General features: G+C 65.5%; 17 protein-coding genes and 1 riboswitch. Of the genes, 8 read left to right on the top strand and 9 right to left on the bottom strand.

What is annotated here, in order from left to right:
• Positions 1-166: 166 nt before the first annotated feature.
• Together AC2T4A_RS10210 and AC2T4A_RS10205 are read right to left on the bottom strand one after the other, a co-directional pair.
• On the bottom strand, positions 167-2,089 hold the full coding sequence (locus AC2T4A_RS10210) for a DUF1302 domain-containing protein (RefSeq protein WP_416744750.1): 1,923 nt from the start codon (positions 2,087-2,089) through the stop codon (positions 167-169).
• A gap of 208 nt (positions 2,090-2,297) precedes the next feature.
• The gene (locus AC2T4A_RS10205; protein ID WP_486743221.1) at positions 2,298-3,980 is read right to left on the bottom strand and encodes a fatty acid--CoA ligase; all 1,683 of its coding nucleotides are present in this window, start codon (positions 3,978-3,980) and stop codon (positions 2,298-2,300) included.
• Between the two features lie 276 nt (positions 3,981-4,256).
• On the opposite strand from AC2T4A_RS10205, the gene AC2T4A_RS10200 reads away from it, so the two are divergent.
• Entirely contained in the window at positions 4,257-5,432 is a 1,176-nt protein-coding gene (locus AC2T4A_RS10200) for a thiolase family protein (protein ID WP_486743220.1), read from the top strand.
• Positions 5,433-5,582: 150 nt separating this feature from the next.
• On the opposite strand, the gene AC2T4A_RS10195 is transcribed toward AC2T4A_RS10200, so the two are convergent.
• Both AC2T4A_RS10195 and AC2T4A_RS10190 read right to left on the bottom strand, forming a co-directional pair.
• Positions 5,583-6,212, bottom strand: a complete 630-nt coding sequence (locus tag AC2T4A_RS10195) for a LysE family translocator (RefSeq protein WP_416744753.1) — start codon at positions 6,210-6,212, stop codon at positions 5,583-5,585.
• A gap of 72 nt (positions 6,213-6,284) precedes the next feature.
• Positions 6,285-7,598, bottom strand: a complete 1,314-nt coding sequence (locus AC2T4A_RS10190) for a DUF1266 domain-containing protein (protein WP_486743219.1) — start codon at positions 7,596-7,598, stop codon at positions 6,285-6,287.
• Positions 7,599-7,973: 375 nt separating this feature from the next.
• Between AC2T4A_RS10190 and AC2T4A_RS10185 the strand changes: the two genes are divergently transcribed.
• The 6 genes from AC2T4A_RS10185 to AC2T4A_RS10160 all read left to right on the top strand — a co-directional run bounded on the left by AC2T4A_RS10185 (position 7,974) and on the right by AC2T4A_RS10160 (position 13,712).
• Positions 7,974-8,939, top strand: coding sequence for a 2-hydroxyacid dehydrogenase (locus AC2T4A_RS10185; RefSeq protein WP_486743218.1), 966 nt, complete (start codon positions 7,974-7,976; stop codon positions 8,937-8,939).
• Complete coding sequence (locus AC2T4A_RS10180) at positions 8,936-9,700, top strand: DUF1835 domain-containing protein (RefSeq protein WP_486743217.1); 765 nt, start codon at positions 8,936-8,938, stop codon at positions 9,698-9,700. The genes AC2T4A_RS10185 and AC2T4A_RS10180 overlap by 4 nt, the downstream gene beginning before the upstream one ends.
• Positions 9,701-9,753: 53 nt before the next feature.
• Positions 9,754-10,755, top strand: a complete 1,002-nt coding sequence (locus tag AC2T4A_RS10175; RefSeq protein ID WP_486743216.1) for a methyltransferase — start codon at positions 9,754-9,756, stop codon at positions 10,753-10,755.
• 120 nt (positions 10,756-10,875) lie between these two features.
• Entirely contained in the window at positions 10,876-12,333 is a 1,458-nt protein-coding gene (locus AC2T4A_RS10170) for an amino acid permease (RefSeq protein WP_416744958.1), read from the top strand.
• 44 nt (positions 12,334-12,377) lie between these two features.
• Positions 12,378-12,497: riboswitch (yybP-ykoY riboswitch) on the top strand.
• Positions 12,498-12,586: 89 nt separating this feature from the next.
• Positions 12,587-13,168, top strand: coding sequence for a TMEM165/GDT1 family protein (locus tag AC2T4A_RS10165; RefSeq protein ID WP_081516290.1), 582 nt, complete (start codon positions 12,587-12,589; stop codon positions 13,166-13,168).
• 100 nt (positions 13,169-13,268) lie between these two features.
• Entirely contained in the window at positions 13,269-13,712 is a 444-nt protein-coding gene (locus tag AC2T4A_RS10160; protein WP_486743215.1) for a ketosteroid isomerase-related protein, read from the top strand.
• A 145-nt stretch (positions 13,713-13,857) separates the two neighbouring features.
• Here AC2T4A_RS10160 and AC2T4A_RS10155 read toward each other — a convergent pair whose 3' ends face one another.
• Together AC2T4A_RS10155 and AC2T4A_RS10150 are read right to left on the bottom strand one after the other, a co-directional pair.
• A complete protein-coding gene (locus tag AC2T4A_RS10155) occupies positions 13,858-14,841 on the bottom strand; it encodes an NAD-dependent epimerase/dehydratase family protein (RefSeq protein ID WP_486743214.1) in 984 nt (327 codons plus the stop codon).
• 92 nt (positions 14,842-14,933) lie between these two features.
• Entirely contained in the window at positions 14,934-15,752 is an 819-nt protein-coding gene (locus AC2T4A_RS10150; protein ID WP_478377856.1) for a M48 family metallopeptidase, read from the bottom strand.
• A 428-nt stretch (positions 15,753-16,180) separates the two neighbouring features.
• Here AC2T4A_RS10150 and AC2T4A_RS10145 point away from each other — a divergent pair, with 428 nt between their 5' ends.
• A complete protein-coding gene (locus AC2T4A_RS10145) occupies positions 16,181-18,313 on the top strand; it encodes a methyl-accepting chemotaxis protein (protein ID WP_478377857.1) in 2,133 nt (710 codons plus the stop codon).
• A gap of 227 nt (positions 18,314-18,540) precedes the next feature.
• Here AC2T4A_RS10145 and AC2T4A_RS10140 read toward each other — a convergent pair whose 3' ends face one another.
• The 3 genes from AC2T4A_RS10140 to AC2T4A_RS10130 are packed head-to-tail and all read right to left on the bottom strand — an operon-like array spanning position 18,541 to position 19,620.
• Positions 18,541-19,152 carry an SOS response-associated peptidase gene (locus AC2T4A_RS10140; RefSeq protein WP_478377858.1) on the bottom strand — a complete coding sequence of 204 codons (612 nt, stop codon included), beginning with the start codon at positions 19,150-19,152 and terminating at the stop codon, positions 18,541-18,543.
• Between the two features lie 19 nt (positions 19,153-19,171).
• On the bottom strand, positions 19,172-19,438 hold the full coding sequence (locus tag AC2T4A_RS10135; protein ID WP_416744762.1) for a putative signal transducing protein: 267 nt from the start codon (positions 19,436-19,438) through the stop codon (positions 19,172-19,174).
• Positions 19,438-19,620: a CPXCG motif-containing cysteine-rich protein gene (locus AC2T4A_RS10130; protein ID WP_017519730.1), complete on the bottom strand. Its 183-nt coding sequence runs from the start codon at positions 19,618-19,620 to the stop codon at positions 19,438-19,440. Before AC2T4A_RS10130 ends, AC2T4A_RS10135 begins: the two co-directional genes overlap by 1 nt.
• Positions 19,621-19,660 lie beyond the last annotated feature (40 nt).

Genomic DNA, 19,660 nt, shown 5'->3' with positions numbered 1-19,660 from the left:
TCGTTTGTCGTCCTCGTTGAGTCTTTGCCCACCGCGTTGGCCGCCCTTGCCGGAGGCTCCGGGAAAGACGGTTCGCGGGTCTTGTCTGCTGCTCGCGTGGCCGGGTCACCCGGCCGCGCGGATGGCCCGCCGCGAGGACGGGCCGCTTGCCGGTTGAACGGCCGGCTTAGAAGGTCACACCGAAGCTCAGGCTGACGAAGTCACGATCGTCGACGGTGGAGTACTTGCCGTCGAAGTAGTTGGTGTAGGCCAGGCTGGCGGTGTAGGTGTTCAGGTAGTCGGCGTCGATACCCAGGCTGACCGCCTTGCGGCCTTCCTCGAAGTTGCCGCCAGGGCCGGGGGAGTAGCCATCCACGTCGTGCTGCCAGGCCACGTTGGGCTTGAGGTTCACACCGGCGAAGACGTCGTTGTAGTCCCAGATGGCGCGAGCGCGGTAGCCCCAGGAGTCGGCAGTGGTGAAGCCTTCGCTTTCGCAGTTGCGGCTGACGTTGTTGGCGTTGGTGGTGCCCAGGGTAGAGGCGTTCAGGGCTTCGCAGGTGGCCAGGCCATTGAGCGAGCCGTTCAGCGGGCCGGGACCGAAGACCGGGTCGCGGCCGTAGCGCGCCTTGTTCTGGCTTTCCAGGCCGCCGACGTGGGTCCAGCCGACCTCGCCCACCAGGGTCAGACGCTCGGCGCCCATGACCTGGTCGAAGAAGTGGGTGAAGGTAGTCTGCAGCTGGGTGACTTCCTTGCGGCGGTAGCCGTGCAGGTCCTGGCCGGCGGTGCCGGTCAGCACGGAGGCGTTGTCATAGACGTGGTTGCCGCCGATGGACACCGGGTCCAGGCCGGAATACAGGATGTCGGTGGTGTTCAGTTGCACCGGGGCGTTCGGACGGTAGCTGATCTCGCCCTGCCAGGCGGTGCCGGTGGGCAGCGTGGTGGAGAAGCTCAGGCCGTACAGGCGGATGTCTTCGGGGTACTCGATGAAGTAGCTGGAGTTGCCCGCCATCGCCGCCGCGCCGGCCTGGGCCGCCAGGGACGGGCTGATCGCCGCGATGTTGGTGATCAGCTGGTTGATCTGCGCCACCTTGGAGGCATCGGCGCCACGGCCGGAGAAGATCGGCAGACGGCTGTGGTAGTTCATGTAGTAGCCGCCAAACTCGGTGTTCAGGCTGTCGGCGAAGTACTTCAGGGAGAAGCCGTATTGGCCGCTGTCGCGGGCGTCACGGTCCGGGCCGCGCTGTACCACCAGGCCTTCGTTCCACGGCGACGGGGTCACCGCCAGGTTCGGGCCGAGCAGGCCGTTCAGGGTGCGGATCGAGGCCGCGTTGTTGGTCAGCACCGCGAGGTTCTGGGTGCAGCCGTCAGCCACCACGTCCGGCTGGGAGAAGAAGGTGCCGCAGTTGTCGACCACCGTCTGGTCCCACTCCAGCTGATAGAAGCCTTCCGCGGAGAGGTTCTCGGTGAGGTTCTGCGACAGGTAGAACATGTTCACCGGCACCAGGGCTTCCTTGATCTCGGAGCCCGGACGGCGGAAGGCGGTGACGTCGAACGGGTTGATCACGCTGATGCCGTTCTGGATGAAGGTACTTTCACCCCAGTTCACCACCTGCTTGCCCAGGCGCACGGTGCCCGGCAGATCGGCGATGTTGTAGTTGTGATAGATGAAGGCGTCGAGGATTTCGCCGCCGGAGGCCTGCGCGGCTTCCTTGCGGTTATGGTCGGAGAGCGGCTTGAACTCGGTGTTCTCGTCCTTCTGCTCGAAGTCATACCAGTACTTGCCGCGCACGAAGACGCCGGTATCGCCGTACTTGAGTTCGAGGTCGTGGATGCCCTTGAAGATCTTCGAGAAGGTCTTGCCGGCCTTGTAGTTCAGGTGGCCGTCGTCGGAGGTCTGGGACAGGCCCTTACCGCCGTTGTTGATGCCGATGAGGTTGCTGTTCGGATTCTGCGTCGACCAGCTGGCCCCCACGGACAGCGTCGAGTCGAACGAACCTTCGATTTCCCCGATGTTGAAGCTGACGGCAGAAGCCGGAGCCGCCAGCGAGGACGCCAGGCTGACTGCCAGCGGCAGCCGCGCCAGGCGCCAGATATGTTGCATGGTTTTCATCGACGCTACTCCATGTGTTTTTTGTTATGAGTAGTGGCGACTATATCCAGCGCCCTATAACGCTTGATCGCTCGAAAGTGTGATTTGTCTTACAAAGGCCCTGACTAGACGCTTGCGTAGGCCCCAAGGTGGCGTGATCACTGGGCTGCGCCGTGCCAAGCGCTTGCTTGGCACGGCCGCCCGCCAACCGTGACTTGCCGGTCGTCGGTCACACCGTGGAGAGGAAGGCGCTGCCAGCCTCCTGCCATTGGGCGATGTCTACCCGGATACGCTTCTTGTCGAGCTTGCCGACGCTGGTCTTGGGAACTTCAGTAACAACAGCGATCTGCGAGGGAATTGCCCACTTGTTGATGTTCCCCTGCTCGACGAAAGGCTTGAGGTGCTCGCGCAAAGCCTTGGCATCCAGCGCCTGGCCATCGCGCAGCACCAACAGGGCGAATGGGCGTTCGCCCCACTGCGGGTCAGGCACACCGACCACCGCCACTTCGCGCACCGCCGGGTGACGGCTGATGAGGTCTTCCAGTTCCAGCGACGACAGCCACTCGCCGCCGGTCTTGATCACGTCCTTGATACGGTCGCGGATATCGATGAAGCCCATGCCGTCCAGGGTCGCCACGTCGCCGGTGTGCATCCAGCCGCCAGCCCAGAGGTCCTCGCCCTTCTCCGGCTCACGGAAGTAGCCCTGGGTGAGCCAGGGGGCGCGCAGCACCAGTTCGCCCTGGGACTCGCCATCGGCCGGGAGAAACTCGCCGTGCTCGTCCATGATCGCCGCTTCCACCAGCGGCACCGGCACGCCGGCCTTGATGCGGTAGGTGGTGCGCTCGTCCTCGCTGCCGGCGCACAGCTCCTGGTTGAGGTAGCCGCAGGAGATCAGCGGGCAGGTCTCGGACATTCCGTAAGCAGCGGTGAGCTGGATGCCGCGCGCCTTGGCGGCGTCATACAGTGCATGGTTGAGGGCGCTGCCGCCGATGATGATCTTCAGCCCGCCGAAGTCGTGGTCCTTGGCGCCGGCGGCGTTGAGCATCATCTGCAGGATGGTCGGCACGCAGTGGGAGAAGGTCACCTTCTCCTCACGGATCAGCTTGCACAGCATCTCCGGCTCGTAACGGCCCGGATACACCTGCTTCACCCCCAGCATGGTCGCCACGTACGGCACGCCCCAGGCGTGGACGTGGAACATCGGGGTGATCGGCATGTACACATCATCCGTGCCCATCAGGCGGATGCTGTCCAGGCTGCCGATGGTGGCGGCCATGGCCAGGGTATGCAGCACCAGTTGGCGGTGGGTGAAGTACACACCCTTGGGGTTACCGGTGGTGCCGGTGGTATAGAAGGTGGTTGCCACCGAGTTCTCGTCGAAGTCGGGGAAGGCGTAGCGCGGGCTGGCGGCGGCCAGCAGGGTCTCGTACTCGCCAACACAGTTGGGCAGCGTGCTGCTCTTGTCCGCACCGTCGGTAATCAGCAGGGTCTTTTCCACCGTGGTCAGTTGCCCGGCGATGCCCTGGTAGAGCGCGGCGAACTCGCTGTTGACCAGCACAAAGCGGTCGTCGGCGTGGTTCATGGTGTAGAGGATCTGGTCCGGCGAGAGGCGGATGTTGATGGTGTGCAGCACCGCGCCGATCATCGGAATGGCGAACATGCATTCCAGGTAACGGTGACTGTCCCAGTCCATGACCGCCACGGTGTCACCGGCCTTCACACCGGCGTCGGTCAGCACGTTGGCCAGCCGGGCGACGCGTTCATTGAAGGTGGCGTAGGTGTAGCGCACGCTGTCGCGGTAGACGATTTCCCGACCTTTCTCGTAACGGCTGCCCGACAGCAGCAGGCTCTTGATCAACAGCGGGTACTGGTAGGCGTTCTGTGCAGCGGGGATGACGCGGGTTTTCAGCATGGCGTACGCACTCTCAAGGCTGGATCTCATCAGGATGAGACCGACTCTAGAGCGCTCGTGGCGTCCATTCATCAGTCAAAAGAGTGATTTGCCGATGACTCTATGGCCACATCCGGTCACGCGGTAGAATCCTGACGCCCGGTCGTTCACGCCCGGTACCTTTACCCGGAGTCCGCGGGGGCCTGCGAGCTGGAGCAGAACAAGGCGGAAGCAGTTATGCCGACGCGCAGCCGTCCCTACGCGCACTCCTACAACAAGAGCGAAGAGGTTAGAGTCATGTCCGAGATCGTCATCGTCAGCGGCGCCCGTACTCCCATGGGCGGCTTCCAGGGCAGCCTGTCCGGCGTTTCCGCCGTCGACCTGGGCGCCATCGCCATCCGCGAAGCCATTTCCCGTGCCGGCATCCAGCCCGAAGACGTGCAGGAAGTGATCATGGGCAACGTACTGCCCGCCGGTCTGAAACAGGGCCCGGCCCGCCAGGCGTCGCTGAACGCCGGCCTGCCCGCCGCCACCGGCTGCACCACCATCAACAAGCTCTGCGGCTCGGGCATGAAGGCCGTAATGCTGGCCCACGACCTGCTCAAGGCGGGCACCAACAGCGTGATGGTTGCTGGCGGCATGGAAAGCATGTCCAACGCCCCCTACGTCATCGAGAAGGCCCGCACCGGCCTGCGCATGGGCCACGGCGAGATCAAGGACCACATGTTTCTCGATGGCCTGGAAGATGCCCGCACCGGCCGCCTGATGGGCTCCTTCGCCCAGGAAACCGCCGACAAGTACAACGTCACCCGCGAAGAGATGGACGCCTACGCCATCGACTCCCTGCAGCGCGCCCAGGCCGCCATCAAGGACGGTTCGCTGGAGTCGGAAATCGTCCCGGTCACCGTCACCACCCGCAAGGGCGAGACCGTGGTGAAGGACGACGAGCAACCGCTGACCGCCAACCTGGAGAAGATTCCCGGCCTGCGCCCGGCCTTCCGCAAGGACGGCACCATCACCGCCGCCAACGCCAGCTCCATCTCCGACGGCGCCTCCGCGCTGGTCCTGATGACCGCTGAAGAAGCCGCACGCCGTGGCCTGAAGCCGCTGGCGAAGATTGTCGCCCACGCCACCCAGAGCCAGGACCCGGCCGAATTCACCCTCGCCCCCATCGGCGCCATGACCAACCTGTTCAAGAAGGCCGGCTGGAGCAAGGACGACGTGGATCTGTTCGAGATCAACGAAGCCTTTGCCATGGTCACCATGCTCGCCATGCGCGAACACGGCCTGGACCACGCCAAGGTCAACGTCTACGGCGGCGCCTGCGCTCAAGGCCACCCGGTGGGCTCCACTGGCTCGCGCATCATCGTCACCCTGATCAACGCCCTGCAGAAGAAGGGCGGCAAGCGTGGCGTCGCCTCGCTGTGCATCGGCGGCGGCGAGGCCACCGCAGTGGCGATCGAGCTGGTCTGATACTCCGTCAGGCATGAAAAAGGGGCGCCTCGGGCGCCCCTTTTTATTTGCGTTCGGTGCCTGATCCTTCCTGTAGGAGCGAGCTTGCTTGCGAACCGCTACCACGTGGACGTGGTTCGCGAGCAAGCTCGCTCCTACGAAAAGCCGCGCTCAGCGCAACTCGGTGAAGGCCAGCTTGATCCCCAGGCCGATCAGTACCACACCCATCAGCCGGTCGAACCAGTGGCCCATGCGCGCGAAGCCGGCGCGCACGCGCTGCTGGCTGAACAGCAGCGCCACCAGGCAGAACCAGGCAGCGGTCGCGCAGGCCAGATACACGCCATAACCGGCCTGCACCAGCAATGGCGTATGCGGGTTGATTACCACGGTGAAGAGCGAGAGAAAGAACAGCGTCGCCTTGGGATTCAGGCCATTGGTGACAAAGCCGGCCACATAAGCCCCCCGCGCCGTGCGAGCCACGGGCGCCGCGGTATTCTCGGCGGCGGACGGGTCGGCCGGTCGCGCACGTAGTGCCTTGATACCGATGTACAGCAGGTACGCCGCCGCCAGCCATTTCAGCGCGTTGAACAGCACAATGGACTGCGACACGATCAGGCCGATGCCCAGCAGCGAATAGGTGACGTGGAGGAAGATCGCGCTGCCCACGCCCAGGGCCGTCCAGGTGCCAGCGCGGCGGCCGTGAGCCACGCTCTCTCGCACCACCACGGCGAAATCCGGACCGGGGCTGGCCACGGCCAGCAGATGGATGAACGCCACCGTGAGAAATTCCGCCCAGTACATCGCGCCTCCCGGCCAAAACTGTCAAAGCGCGAGTTCTATACGAATCGTCGGACTGCCGGCAAGTCGCGCAGGTTAGCCAGCGCCGGCTTGCGCTACGCCATGCAGGACCGGCAGTCGCGGCAACGGGCAGGCTTGCCAGGGCGAGCGATGTTCGGCAAATGGGTTGATGCCATCGAGCAACTCCATGCCACTGCGGATCAGGCGCTTGCCGGCCTCCCAGTCCTCATTGGCCAGGGCATGGCCGAGAACAGCCGAGATCAGGTACTCCTCCCAGGAGCCGAATGCCGAGCGAGCCTGCCGGGCCATGTGGCGCAAGGCATTCCAGAGTTTGTCCTCGGCAAGCAGGCCGGCGCCGAATGCCAGCCGCGCCCCGAAGGCTGCACGTTCCAGGTCGTAGGCGAGCAGGCTGCGGCATTCGTCGATCAACTCCGGATCATGGCCGACCTTGAGCAGCGCCCGGCGCGCCTGTTCGAAGCGCGCGCCCCGGCCCCCTTCTCCGCCGCTCTGCCGCACGTAGCCCGCGCCGCCGGCTCGTCCAAGCAGGGGGTCGAGCTTCACCCGGCTGCCATGGTTCATCAGCCAGTCCATGCGCTGGAGAATCTTGCCCTGATCCGCCGCGTCCCAGCGCTCGGCCAACCAGACCCGGTTCAACTCACGCTCATGGGCAGCGATCGCCAACGCATCCGACCGCGCCCCTCCACTGGTGGCGATCAGCGCGCCGAAGGCCAGCAACGCCCGCCGGGGAGGCAACTCGAATGGCTCAACAAGATGCGCCGACTGCAGGACCACCTCGGCTACTTGAATGCCCGCCAGCGGGTAGGCTTGCCACAGACCGGCCGCAGCAGCCTCTTCCTGCTTGCCGCCCATCAGCTCCTTGAATGCCCGGATCGCCAGCGAAGTCTGCCGCGTGTCGCGCAATAGGGCGGCCCGCCCAAGGACGAAGGACGCGGCGTAGCCCTGCCAGTCAGTGAAACGGCGGATCGCCGCGTCGGCTACCCAGGCCAGCGTCAGCCAGGCCTCGGCTTCGCTGAGATAACCGCAGCCATGGCAGCATCGCGCCAGCCAGGCGATACATTCAAAGTCGTGAGCCGCCATGGAGAGATCACGCGGCACTGCCAGGCCGGCCTTCAACCACGCCTGCTTCGCTAGCCGCCAGCGCAGCCGCTGTTCCCCATCAAAGGCGCCGGACTCGTTGCGCTGCAAGCGCCGGAAATCGTCATCGAGCATCTCGCCGTGGGCCTCGAGCAACATTTCCTGCAAGGTGCTTCGCGCGGTGTGGGGATCATCAATGCCCCAGCACTCGTCCAACTCCTTCGCCAGGCGAGCGGCGTCCTCGGGGCACTCCCGGTCCAGTTGCGGCGCGACCGAGCCACTGCAGGCCGCCATCAGTGCACCGAAGCACAGCAAAGGCTCGGGGCCAACCGCGACGCTTGATCTGCGTGGCAGCGCCCGCGGACTGACATCCCGCGCCGCACTCCGCCACCTTACGCGCGCACCGAGGGCACGGAAGGCTGTAAGGCCAGAGAGAATCCAACCCATCATCGCAAGTCACCTCAAGGTTTCGATGAGTGCAATCTACGGAGCCGGCGGCGTACGGTAGATGAGGGAAACCCGAAACATCTGTCAGACTTTTCACTCGAACATCTACCATCTGTGCACAGGGAGCAGGGCGCACACCCGGGGGCCGCCCGGGTTGTCCCCGGAGGCGGTTCTGCCGAGAATCCCCTTCATCCCGCCCTTTCGATCAAGGTGTCATCGCTCATGAATCCTGCTCGCGCCGTCTTCCTCGACCATGCCTCCCTCGACCTCGGTGATCTCGACCTCGCGCCGCTGCGCGCGCCGTTCGGCGAACTGGTCCTGCACGGGCGCAGCGATACGCAGCAGGTGGCCGAGCGGCTGCAGGGCGCGCAGGTGGCGATCAGCAACAAGGTGCGCATCGGCGCCGACGTATTCGAGCAGTGCCCGGAACTCAGGCTGATCCTGGTGGCCGCCACCGGCACCAACAACGTCGACCTCGACGCCGCGCGCCGGCACGGCGTGACCGTGAGCAACTGCCAGGGCTACGGCACACCGTCAGTGGCCCAGCACACCCTGATGCTGTTGCTCGCACTGGCTACCCGCCTGCCGGACTACCAGGCGGCAATTCGCGAGGGCCGCTGGCAGCAGGCACCGCAGTTCTGCCTGCTGGACTTCCCCATCGTCGAACTGGAAGGCAAGACCCTCGGCCTGCTTGGCCACGGCGAACTGGGTGGCGCCGTGGCGAAACTGGCCGAAGCCTTCGGCATGTGCGTGTTGCTCGGCGCCCTGCCTGGCCGCCCGCCGCGCGCCGATCGCCTGGCGCTGGACGAACTGCTGCCGCAGGTAGACGCCCTGACGCTGCATTGCCCGCTGACCGACGCCACGCGCAACTTGATCGGCCAGCGCGAACTGGATCTGATGAAGCCCCACGCCTTCCTGATCAACACGGCGCGCGGTGGTCTCGTCGACGAACAAGCTCTGGCCGACACCCTGCGCCGCGGTCACCTGGGCGGCGCGGCGTTCGACGTGCTCAGTGTGGAGCCCCCCAGGGACGGCAACCCGTTGCTGGCCGGCGATATACCACGCTTCATCCTTACCCCGCACAGCGCCTGGGGCAGCCGCGAAGCCCGGCAACGCATCGTCGGCCAATTGAGCGAGAACGCCACCGGCTTCTTCGCCGGCGAGCCGCGCCGGGTGGTGGCGCCATGAGCCTGCATCTGGTCTGCGGTGACGGCGCCGCCGATGCCCTGCGCCGGGCCGTCGAGGCAGGCGTGTTGACCGAGAAGAGAATCCGCGTAATGCCGGACGACCTCGCGGTCGGCCCACTGAGTGATGTGGATAACCCGCCCTGCCAGCAACGCGCCGCGTTCTGGCATGAGCTGGGTGGCGAGGTCCTGCGGGAGCGGGAAATCGCCATCGAGATGGCCACCGAGGTGAACTGGCTGCACAGCCCCGACGTCGGTTCCGTCACGCTCTGGCACGGCGACAGCGCCAGCGAACAACTCTTACTGCGCCGCGTCTGCGCGCTGCTGCCAGCAAGCGTCATCCTGCGCAGCGTCGGTGCCGGCAGCGGCCAGTGCCGCAGCGAAGACCGCCACGCCATCGCCATGCTCAAACCCGAGGAGCTGGCCAACGCCCTGGCCGCCAGCCGCGAGCTGGACGCCGCCGAACGCCATGGCCTGGCGGCGGACTGGCAGCGTGCCCTGGCCGAAAGCGCCGAGCTACGCCTGTGGCTGGATGGCCAACTGAGCGGCGCCGGCTATACGCACATCGACCGCATCCTGCTGGACAGCGCCAGCGAGTCCTGGCGCCCGGTGCAATCGCTGATCGGCCCGACCATGGCTTACGTCGACGGCCTCTTCGTCAGCGACCTACTGGCCGCCTGGCGCCTGCGCGAACAAGTCGCGGCAGGAACGCTGGAGCTGCGTGGCGACGACTTCTGGAAGAACGCCGAGGTGCGGCTCGCCTAGGCTCCGCCGCGGCAGCCCTGCTAAACTCGCGCCCTTTTTTGTCAGGAGGCCGCATGTCCAACGCCCCCACCAGTGAAGTGCTGCTGCGCCAGATCGAGCGCTTCCAGGGCCGCGTCCTGCTCGCCGGCCTGCCCGCCGACGCTCTGCTCGGCGACCTGCCGCAGGCCCGGGGCTGGAGCTGGCACGCCGGCGACGCCCGCCAGTTGGAAAGCCGCTACCCGGGCCGCTGCCACTTCGGCGCCACGCCGCCCGAAGGCGCCTTCGACGCGGCCGTGCTGTTCCTGCCCAAATCCCGCGAACTGACCGACTACCTGCTGGCCGCACTGGCCAGTTGCGTACCGAACGGCGAGTTATACCTGGTCGGCGAGAAACGCGCCGGCGTCGAGCGCGCCAGCAAGCAGCTCGGCGAATTCGGCCGCGCCAGCAAGCTGGACAGCGCCCGCCACTGCCAGCTGTGGCACACGCACATCGATGGCGCACCGGCTACCCCCGATCTGCATGCCCTCGCCCAGCGCTACGAATTGCCACTGGCCGACGGCCCGCTGCAGGTCATCACCCTGCCCGGCGTGTTCAGCCACGGCCGTCTGGATCGCGGTAGCGCCCTGCTGCTGGAGCATCTGGACAAACTGCCAACCGGCCATCTGCTGGACTTCGGCTGCGGCGCCGGGGTGCTCGGCGCAACGCTCAAGCGACGTTATCCACAAAGCCGCCTGACCCTGCTGGACGTCGACGCCTTCGCCGTCGAGAGCAGCCGCCTCACCCTGGCCGCCAATGGCCTGGAAGGCGAAGTGATCGCCGGTGACGGCATCGACGCCGCACCGCAGGACCTCGCCGCCATCGTCAGCAACCCGCCCTTCCATCAGGGCGTGCACACCAGCTACGCCGCCACCGAGAACCTGCTGCGCCAGTCGGCACGCCACCTGGCGTCCGGCGGCGAACTACGCCTGGTGGCCAACAGCTTCCTGAAATACCCGCCGCTGATCGAACAGCACCTGGGCCCCTGCCGCACCCTGGCTGAGGCCGACGGTTTCCGTATCTACAGCGCCCGGCGCTGATCCCAGGCTCGCACTACACTCCACCGAGCCCGCCCGGATCGGCGCATCGCCGCTCGCCCTGAAATATCGAGGACACCCGTGAATCGCAGAATCAAAGATGACGTCGAACTGACCTTTGCCATGGGGCCGAAAGAGAAGCCGCATCACTTGAAGCGCTCTCTGAAACCGCGCCACCTGAACATGATCGCCATCGGCGGCTCCATCGGCACCGGGCTGTTCGTCGCCTCCGGCAGCACCATCGCCACGGCGGGTCCCGGCGGTGCGCTGCTGGCCTACGCGCTCATCGGGCTGATGGTGTTCTTCCTCATGACCAGCCTCGGCGAGCTGGCGGCGTACATTCCCGACTCCGGCTCGTTCTGCACCTATGGCAGCCGTTTCATCGACGATGGCTTCGGTTTCGCCATGGGCTGGAACTACTGGTACAACTGGGCGGTGACCATTGCAGCCGAGCTGGTGGCGGCACAGCTGGTGATGAAGTTCTGGTTCCCGGAGGTCTCGGGCATGTACTGGAGCGCCGGCTTCCTCGGCATCATGTTCATGCTCAACTTCTTCTCGGTGAAAGGCTTCGGCGAGAGCGAGTTCTGGTTCGCGCTGATCAAGGTGGTCGCCGTGGTGGTCTTCATCGGCATCGGCCTGGCCAGCATCATCGGCATCATGCACGGCATCGACAGCCCCGGCTTCAGCAACTTCACCACCGGTGACGCGCCCTTCGTCGGCGGCCTGCAGGCGATGATCGGGGTGGCGATGATCGCCGGCTTCTCGTTCCAGGGCACCGAGCTGATCGGTGTCGCCGCCGGTGAGTCGGAGAACCCGCAGAAGTCCATTCCCATCGCCATCCGCCAGGTGTTCTGGCGAATCCTGATGTTCTACATCCTGTCGATCTTCGTCATCGGCATGCTGATTCCCTACACCGATCCCAACCTGCTCAAGACCGACAGCAGCGACATCAGCACTTCGCCATTCACCCTGCTGTTCGAGCGCGCCGGTCTTGCCGCCGCGGCTGGCGTGATGAACGCGGTGATCCTCTCGGCGATCCTCTCCGCGGGCAACTCCGGCATGTACGCCTCGACCCGGATGCTCTACACCATGGCCACCCAGGGCAAGGCACCGCGCCTGTTCACCCAGGTGTCCGAAAGCGGCGTGCCGCGCTACGCCCTGTACGCCACCACGCTGATCGGCGCGCTGTGCTTCCTCACCAGCTTCATCGGCGACAAGACCGTCTACACCTGGCTGCTCAACGCCTCGGGCATGTGCGGCTTCATCGTCTGGCTGGGCATCGCGGTATCGCACTACCGCTTCCGCAAGGGCTTCGTCCTGCAGGGCGGCAACCTCAATGACCTGCCCTACCGCGCCAAGTGGTTCCCGTTCGGCCCGCTGTTCGCCTTCGTGCTCTGCCTGATCATCACCCTGGGGCAGAACTACCAGGCCTTCGTCGGCGAACACGTGGACTGGGCCGGCCTGGTCGCCACCTACATCACCATTCCGCTGTTCCTCGCGATCTGGCTGGGCTACCGCTTCAAGAACGGCACCCGCTTCATCCGCTACGAGGACATGGACATTCGCCCCACCCGCGATTGATCCGACGCGCAGGCTTGCCCAAGCCCAAGGACTTGGGCAGAATGCGCCCCGTCCTAGGGGAGTAGTCTCCCGCGAGCAACCGGCTCGCCCGGTACGCGTCAACACACTTGGTCCGCAGACCATGGCGCGTACGATCCAGGCCTGCAGCGTTCAGGCCGGGGTTTGACAAGACCTATGACACGAGCAACCTGACCCGGGGCGGGCAGGTGGCGCGTGTCATGGTGATTAGTCGACCCGCCCCTTAGGAAGTCTGATGGAATCCCTCTTCGTCCCAACCCTGATCGTTGCCCTCGCGGAAATCGGCGACAAGACGCAACTGCTCGCGCTCGTCCTCGCCGCGCGCTTCCGCAAGCCCTGGCCGATCATTGCCGGGATCATTGCCGCCACCCTGGCCAACCACTTCGCCGCCGGCGCCGTTGGCAGCTGGGTCGCCTCGTTCTTCTCGGAAAGCACGCTGAGCTGGGTACTGGCCGTGTGCTTCCTGGCGGTCGCTGGCTGGACCCTGATTCCGGACAAGCTGGATGACGACGAAGAAGGCTCGCTGAAGAAGTTCGGCCCCTTCCTGACCACCCTGATCGCCTTCTTCCTCGCCGAGATGGGCGACAAGACCCAGGTTGCCACCGTGATGCTGGCCGCGCAGTACCCGCACTTCTGGCTGGTGGTCATCGGCACCACGCTGGGCATGCTGATCGCCAACGTACCGGTAGTGCTGGCCGGCAACTTCGCCGCCGAGCGCCTGCCGCTGAACCTGATCCGTCGCCTGGCCGCTGCCGCCTTCGCCATCCTCGGCCTGGCTGCGGTGTACCACGCGCTGAAGCTCTCCGGGGTGTTCTGACCGGCCGCTTTTCGTCGGAAGGCTGGCGCGCCGGCCAATGCCTGTGTATCGCCCGCGATACACAGTGGCGTTTCCGCCTCCCACGACAAAGGATGTCGCCATGCCGGAAAAAGACCTGAAGAAGATCGCCCGCTACCACGTCGACCTCGCCTGGAACAAGGGACACCTGGCGCTGGTGGAGCAATTGCACAGCCCGGACTTCATCTACAAGAGCGCCTTCACCGCCCAGCCGCTGGACAGTACCGGCTACCGGGCGCTGGTGGAGGAGATCCGCAGTGGCATGGAGGACCTGGAGGTGGCCGTGGAGGAATGTATCCGCGAGGGCAACAAGGTCTTCACCTGGAGCACGCTGATGGGCTGCATCGTACGCCCGGTGCTGGGCTACCCGGCCAGCGACCGCATCGTCAGCATTTCGGCCATGGGCTTCTGGGTGTTCAACAGCCAGAGCCAGGTACAGGAACTGTGCACGCTGTTCGACATGGAGAGCTTCCGCGCACAGATGGGGCTGCCCAATCGGCCCTTTGCCGAGAAGGCGCTGCCCTGACAAGGAAAAGCCCGGCATCTGCCGGGCTTTTTTGTTCCTCGTTACCAATGCTGCTCTTGTAGGAGCGAGCTTGCTCGCGAACAGGGACTGCTCGGGGTTGTGCAGTTCGCGAGCAAGCTCGCTCCTACAGGGCCCTAGCCTTGGCTCAGAGGTAATCGTTGGCGTGGAACCAGGAAATCGCCCGCTCCAGCGTGTCTTCCAGCGGCACATGGGACTCGAAGCCCAGCTCCTCGCGCGCCTTGCGACCGTCGAGGAACTGCCCGCCGGCCATGACTTCGATGGCGGTGTCGTCCAGCAGCGGCATCTTGCCGGTCAGGCGGTAGCGCCAGCGGCCCAGTGTTGCCAGCGCGCGAGCACGGTGCAGCGGCATCGGCGTCGGCGTCGGCTTGCCCAGCAGCTTGGCGATGGTGGTGGTCAGCTCGCCCATTTCGATGTTGTGCCCGGTAAGCAGGTAACGCTCCCCTACCCGGCCACGCTCGAGCGCCGTGAGCAGACCGCGCCCGGCTTCGGATGCATCGATGACGTTCCGCCGGCCCGGCACGTAATGCAGCATCTCGTCGCGACCGATGGCGGTGATGAGGCGACCGGTGGTGGGGCCGATATCCAGCTCGCCCAGCACCATGCCGGGAATCCCGATCACTACCGGCAGCCCGCCGCGGGCCTGCTCGCGAGCCTGTTCATCCAGCGCCCACTTGCACATCACGTAGGCGCTCTTGCCGGTGGGCAGGCCTTCATAGAACAGCCCTTCATGCCCCGGCAGCCCCTGTGGGTGGCTGGGCATGGCGAATGCCGAGCCTACATAGAGAATGCGCGGCACTTTCGCCTGTAGGCAGGCGGCGTAGAAATGATTGGTCAGGTCCAGTGCGCTGGCGACTTCCTCCTGCCAGCGACGCGGGCGCACCGGGTAATAACCGGCGCTGAAGATCACCGCGTCCAGCCCGCTGAGCGCACGGGCCATGCCCTGGTGATCGAAGAGTTCGGCTACCCGGCACTCAGGCTCCAGGTAAGCCAGGCGCTGGATCTGCGACGAGGGTCGATGGATCAGCACCAACTGGTGGCCGGCCGCCTTGATCGCGCGGGCGGCATGGTGGCCCAGGAGCCCTGTGGCTCCGAGTACAGCGATTTTCACGGGTGCTCCCTGTTCACTGGGTAAAGCGGCGCAACCTTACGCCGCTCCTGGCCGTTCGAGAGAATCACGAACCACTGCTGCAAAACCAATGCTCAGCGGGTTTTGGCCTGCTCATAGAGCGGCATGACCTTCGGGATGGCGGCCTGCAGGTTGGCCATCCGTGTGCTGTCCGCCGGGTGAGTGCTGAGGATTTCCGGCGGAGCGTCGCCGCCGGCCTGGCCCATCTTCTGCCACAAGGTGATTGCGGCGTTGGGGTTATAGCCGGCTCGCGCCGCCAATTCCAGGCCGATGAGGTCGGCTTCGTTCTCGTTCTGCCGGCTGTTGGGCAACGTCATACTGTACTCGACCACCTGGTGCGCGAGGTCGACGCTGGTCTGTCCCAGGCCCAGCAACTGGCCGCCCAGGCCCAGGCCGACCTGTTCGGCGTAGGCGCGGGACATGGCTTCGCGGCCATGCTCGCGCAGGGCGTGGGCGATCTCGTGGCCCATCACCGCGGCGAGTTCGTCGTCGGTCAGCTTCAGCTTATCGATCAGCCCGGTGTAGACGATGATCTTGCCGCCCGGACCACAGTTGGCGTTGAGCTCGTCGCTCTGGATCACGTTGACTTCCCACTTCCACGACGGCGCGTCCGGGCGGAAGGCGCCGGTCTGCGGAATCAGGCGGTCGGCGATGGCCTTCACGCGCTTGGCGTCATTGCTGCTGGCATCCAGCTTGCCGGCCTGGGAGGCCTGGCTGAGGGTCTGCTGGTAGGACTGCGCATACATCTGGTCGACCTGCGCACTCGACAGCATGCTGAACATGGTCTGTTTGCGCTCCACGCCGACAACGCCACCGCTGGTGGTATTCACCTGCTGGCAAGCGGTCAGCATCAGCGCGGCGGCGAGGCCGGCGATACGGAAAACTCTGGGCATGTTGCTCTCCCGAAACAATGCAATCTCCCACGGACAGCGCGCATGGTAGGCCCACCCCCGATGCCCGGCAACTGGCAGGAAACAGCCGGCACAGCAGGGACTTAGGAAACCAGACCGGCTTATCGGAAGGCGCCATGGGCGACCTGTCGTGGCATTCGCGGGGCGGGGCGGCAAACCGGTGATCCGCACCCGTGCGACAGCCGCGGCGGACGCCCTTTGCATTCTGCCAATGCAGGTAGCGGGGCACTCAGCGCGACCGGATAATTTCAATTTGACATCACATGCTAGACCTCCCGGTCAGCGCCGACAATCCTGCGACAGGCGGCAACAGCCGCGTTACAAGCCATTACAACGGCCACCTAAGGAATTTCCCCGGTCCTGCCGATACAGATAGACAAGCAAGCCACTGGCGCATTCCGGGTACCCGTATGAAATTCAAGTCGATCCAGTTTTCCGTGGTTGCGCTGGCCGGTGCCAGCGTTCTGGCGGTGGTCGCCGCGCTGGTGCTGTACGCCCTGTTCGCCGGTTCGCGGACCCAGGCGCTGGTGCAGGAGCGCACTCAGGCGCTGCTCGAACAGGTGATCAACGAACGCCTGGTGGCCATTGCTCGCGGCCAGGTCGCGCAGATCCAGCGCGAACTGGAATACCCCCTGACCGTCGCCCGCGACCTCGCCAACACCAACGCCCTGCTCGACGAGACCGACGCCAATGGCCAGCCGCTGCTGGGCATCGGCCGTGCCGGCATGTCCAACCTGCTGCGCCAGACCGTGGCGCAGAACCCCAAGCTGCTCGACGCCTTCGCCGGCTGGGAACCCAACGCCTTCGCTGGCAACGACAGCCAGTACTCCGGCCTGCCCGGCTACGATGCCAGCGGCCGCTTCATGCCCTGGTGGTACCGCAAGGACGGCGGCCTGACCGTGGAAGCCATGGGCGACACCCTGGAAAGCCAGAAGATGCAGCCCACCGGCGTGCGCGAAGGCGAGTACTACCTGTGCCCGAAAGAGAAGCACCAGCCCTGCATCATCGACCCGGCGCCCTATGAAATGGGCGGCAAGATGGTGCTGATGTCCTCGTTCAACGCGCCGATCATGGTCAAGGGCCAGTTCAAGGGCACTGTCGGCGTGGACCTGTCGCTGGACTTCATCCAGGATCTGCTCAAGACCGCCGACAGCCAGCTCTACGACGGTGCCGGCGAGATGGCGCTGATCTCCACCAACGGCCGCCTGGTCGCCTACACCAAGGACCCGGCCAAGCTTGGCGAATCTGCCAGCAGCGTGCTGGACGCCAACGAAGTGGCCAACCTGGCCAAGCTCACCCTCGACCAGCCGCTGACCTCGATGGACAAGGAACATGGCCATATCGAGCTGTTCCTGCCCTTCACCATCGCCGACTCCGGCGCACGCTGGACCCTGATGCTGCAACTGCCGCAGGAAGCCGTGCTGGGTGACCTGAATAAGTTGCAGAGCGACCTGAAATCCCAGCGCGACAGCGACACCCTGGGCATGACCCTGGTCGGCCTGCTGATCGCCGCCATTGGTCTCGCCGTGATCTGGCTGGTCGGCCATGGCATTGCCCGCCCGCTGCGCCAACTGGTCGGCATGCTCGACGACATCGCCCAGGGCGAAGGCGACCTGACCCGCCGCCTGACCAGCGACCGCGCCGACGAACTGGGCTCCATCGCCAAGGGCTTCAACACCTTCCTGGTCAAACTGCAGGGCATGATTGGCCAGGTGGTGACCTCGGTGCAGCACGTCAGCGACTCTTCCGAGCACACTGCCGACATCGCCATCCGCACCAACCAGGGCGTGCAGAAGCAACTGGCGGAGATCGAACTGGTGGCTACCGCCGTCCACGAGATGACCGCCACCGCCCAGGACGTGGCGCGCAACGCCACCCACGCTGCGGAAGCGGCCAACCACGCCGACCAGGCAGCGCACCACGGCAAGCGCATCGTCGAGAGCAGCTCCACGGCGATCCAGGCGCTGGCCAGCGAGATCGGCCGCGCGGTGGGCGTGGTGCAGTCACTGGCCCGCGACAGCGAGAACATCAATGCGATCCTGGTAGCCATCCGTGGCATCGCCGAGCAGACCAACCTGCTGGCGCTCAACGCCGCCATCGAGGCCGCCCGTGCTGGCGAACAAGGCCGTGGCTTCGCGGTGGTCGCCGACGAGGTGCGCAACCTGGCGCAGAAGACCCAGCAGGCCACTGAGGAAATCCAGTCGATGATCCAGCAACTGCAGAACGGCACCCGCGAAGTGGTGCAGGTGATGCAGCAGAGCCAGGACAAGACCGAAGACAGCGTGCGCCATGCTGGCGAAGCGGCCCAGGCGCTGGAGTCGATTACCCAGGCGGTGTCGGTGATCAATGACATGAACACCCAGATCGCCAGCGCCGCCGAAGAACAGAGCGCGGTAGCCGAGGACATCAACCGCAACGTCAGCAATATCGGCATGGTCGCCAACCAGGTGGCCGGCGGCGCCGACGAAGCCTCCCAGGCCAGCGCCGAGCTGACCAAGCTGGCCGAGCAGCAACGCAGGCTGGTGAATCAGTTCAAGGTGTAAGCGATATCGGCGGGATGCTTCCTGCTCCTGTAGGAGCGAGCTTGCTCGCGAACCACCCCCGCAGCAGGGGGCTCCCTCTCCCCTGCCCCCTCCCTGAAGGGAGAGGGAGCTGCCCGTGCCGGCTGATACCTAGGTTACGTCCTGCACCGAACGGTCCCCTCTCCCGCTTGCGGGAGAGGGTTAGGGAGAGGGGCTCTTGATCCTGCAGGAGCAGGGACAGATCAGCGTCACGCCGGCGTCAGGCACTCCGGCCCGTTGCAAGTCGGATCATTGATGAAGTTCGCCAGCGCCTGCTCGCGCAGGCGTGCCTGGGGCAATTGCAGCAGCTCCAGCAACCGCGCCGTCGGCGTCTGGTTCGACAGCCACTGCGCCTGCTCGGCAACATCGAGAATCAGCGGACGACGCATGCCGCCCGCTTCCTGGGTCAGCATCGCCACACTGTAATAGGTGTGGCCTTCCACCGGATAAGCCTCCCACACCCCCGCAAAGCAGATCAGCCCGCCGCCGGAAACCCAGTGCGGCCGCTTGCGCACGCCACGCCATTCGTAGAATCCGTTGGCCGGCAGCAGGCAGCGGCGCTGGGCAAAGGCGTCACGGAACATCGGCTGCTCGGCGATGGTTTCGACGCGTGCATGGGCGGGAGTGCGCGACAGGTCCTTCAGCCAGGCCGGCGTCAGGCCCCAGCGTGCGAGGTCGGCACTACGCACGCCGTTCTCCTCGCGCAACATCAGCACGCGCGCGCCGGGCGCGACGCTCCATTGCGGCTGCAGGTCGGCGGGGAAGCCGGCGCTGTCGGCAAGCTCGCGGTTCCAGCGGAACAGGGCGTAGCGGCTGGTCATCGGGACTCGTTGAAGGGATTCAGCAAAGCAGGACGCCCGGGCCACCTTCGTGATCGTCGGCGGGCCCCGGCAGGGGTTGCGCGACATTGTACGCGGCGATCAGCTCACGCGCCCGCTCAGCCACCTCATCCTCCACCCACAGGTGCAGCAGTCCCATGCCCGGCAGCTCGCCGATGCCGCCAACCAGGTGGCGTCCGCCCAGGTGCGACGAAATGCCTTCATTGGCCAGCATGCCGCTCAACAGTTCGGCTTCGATCAGGTCGGCAGGTGCGTAGATTCGCTGCATCAATCGTCCTCGCGCTGGACTTCCAGGGACCATTCCACCCCATCGGTGTGGAGCTGGAACAGGATCGGCCGGCAACACACCGGGCAATCTTCATAGTAGCTCTGGTCGCCCCCGGAGAGGTCGAGCACGGCCTCGGCCGGCTCGCCACAATAAGGGCAGGAATAGGCCTGACTTTCGAGCATCGCTGGTTCCCCCGTGACTTCCGTTTATAATCGCGCGGTC

The sequence above is a fragment of the Pseudomonas sp. PVC-3-1 genome, assembly GCF_057444315.1.
This window is presented reverse-complemented; position numbering and strand designations above follow the sequence as displayed.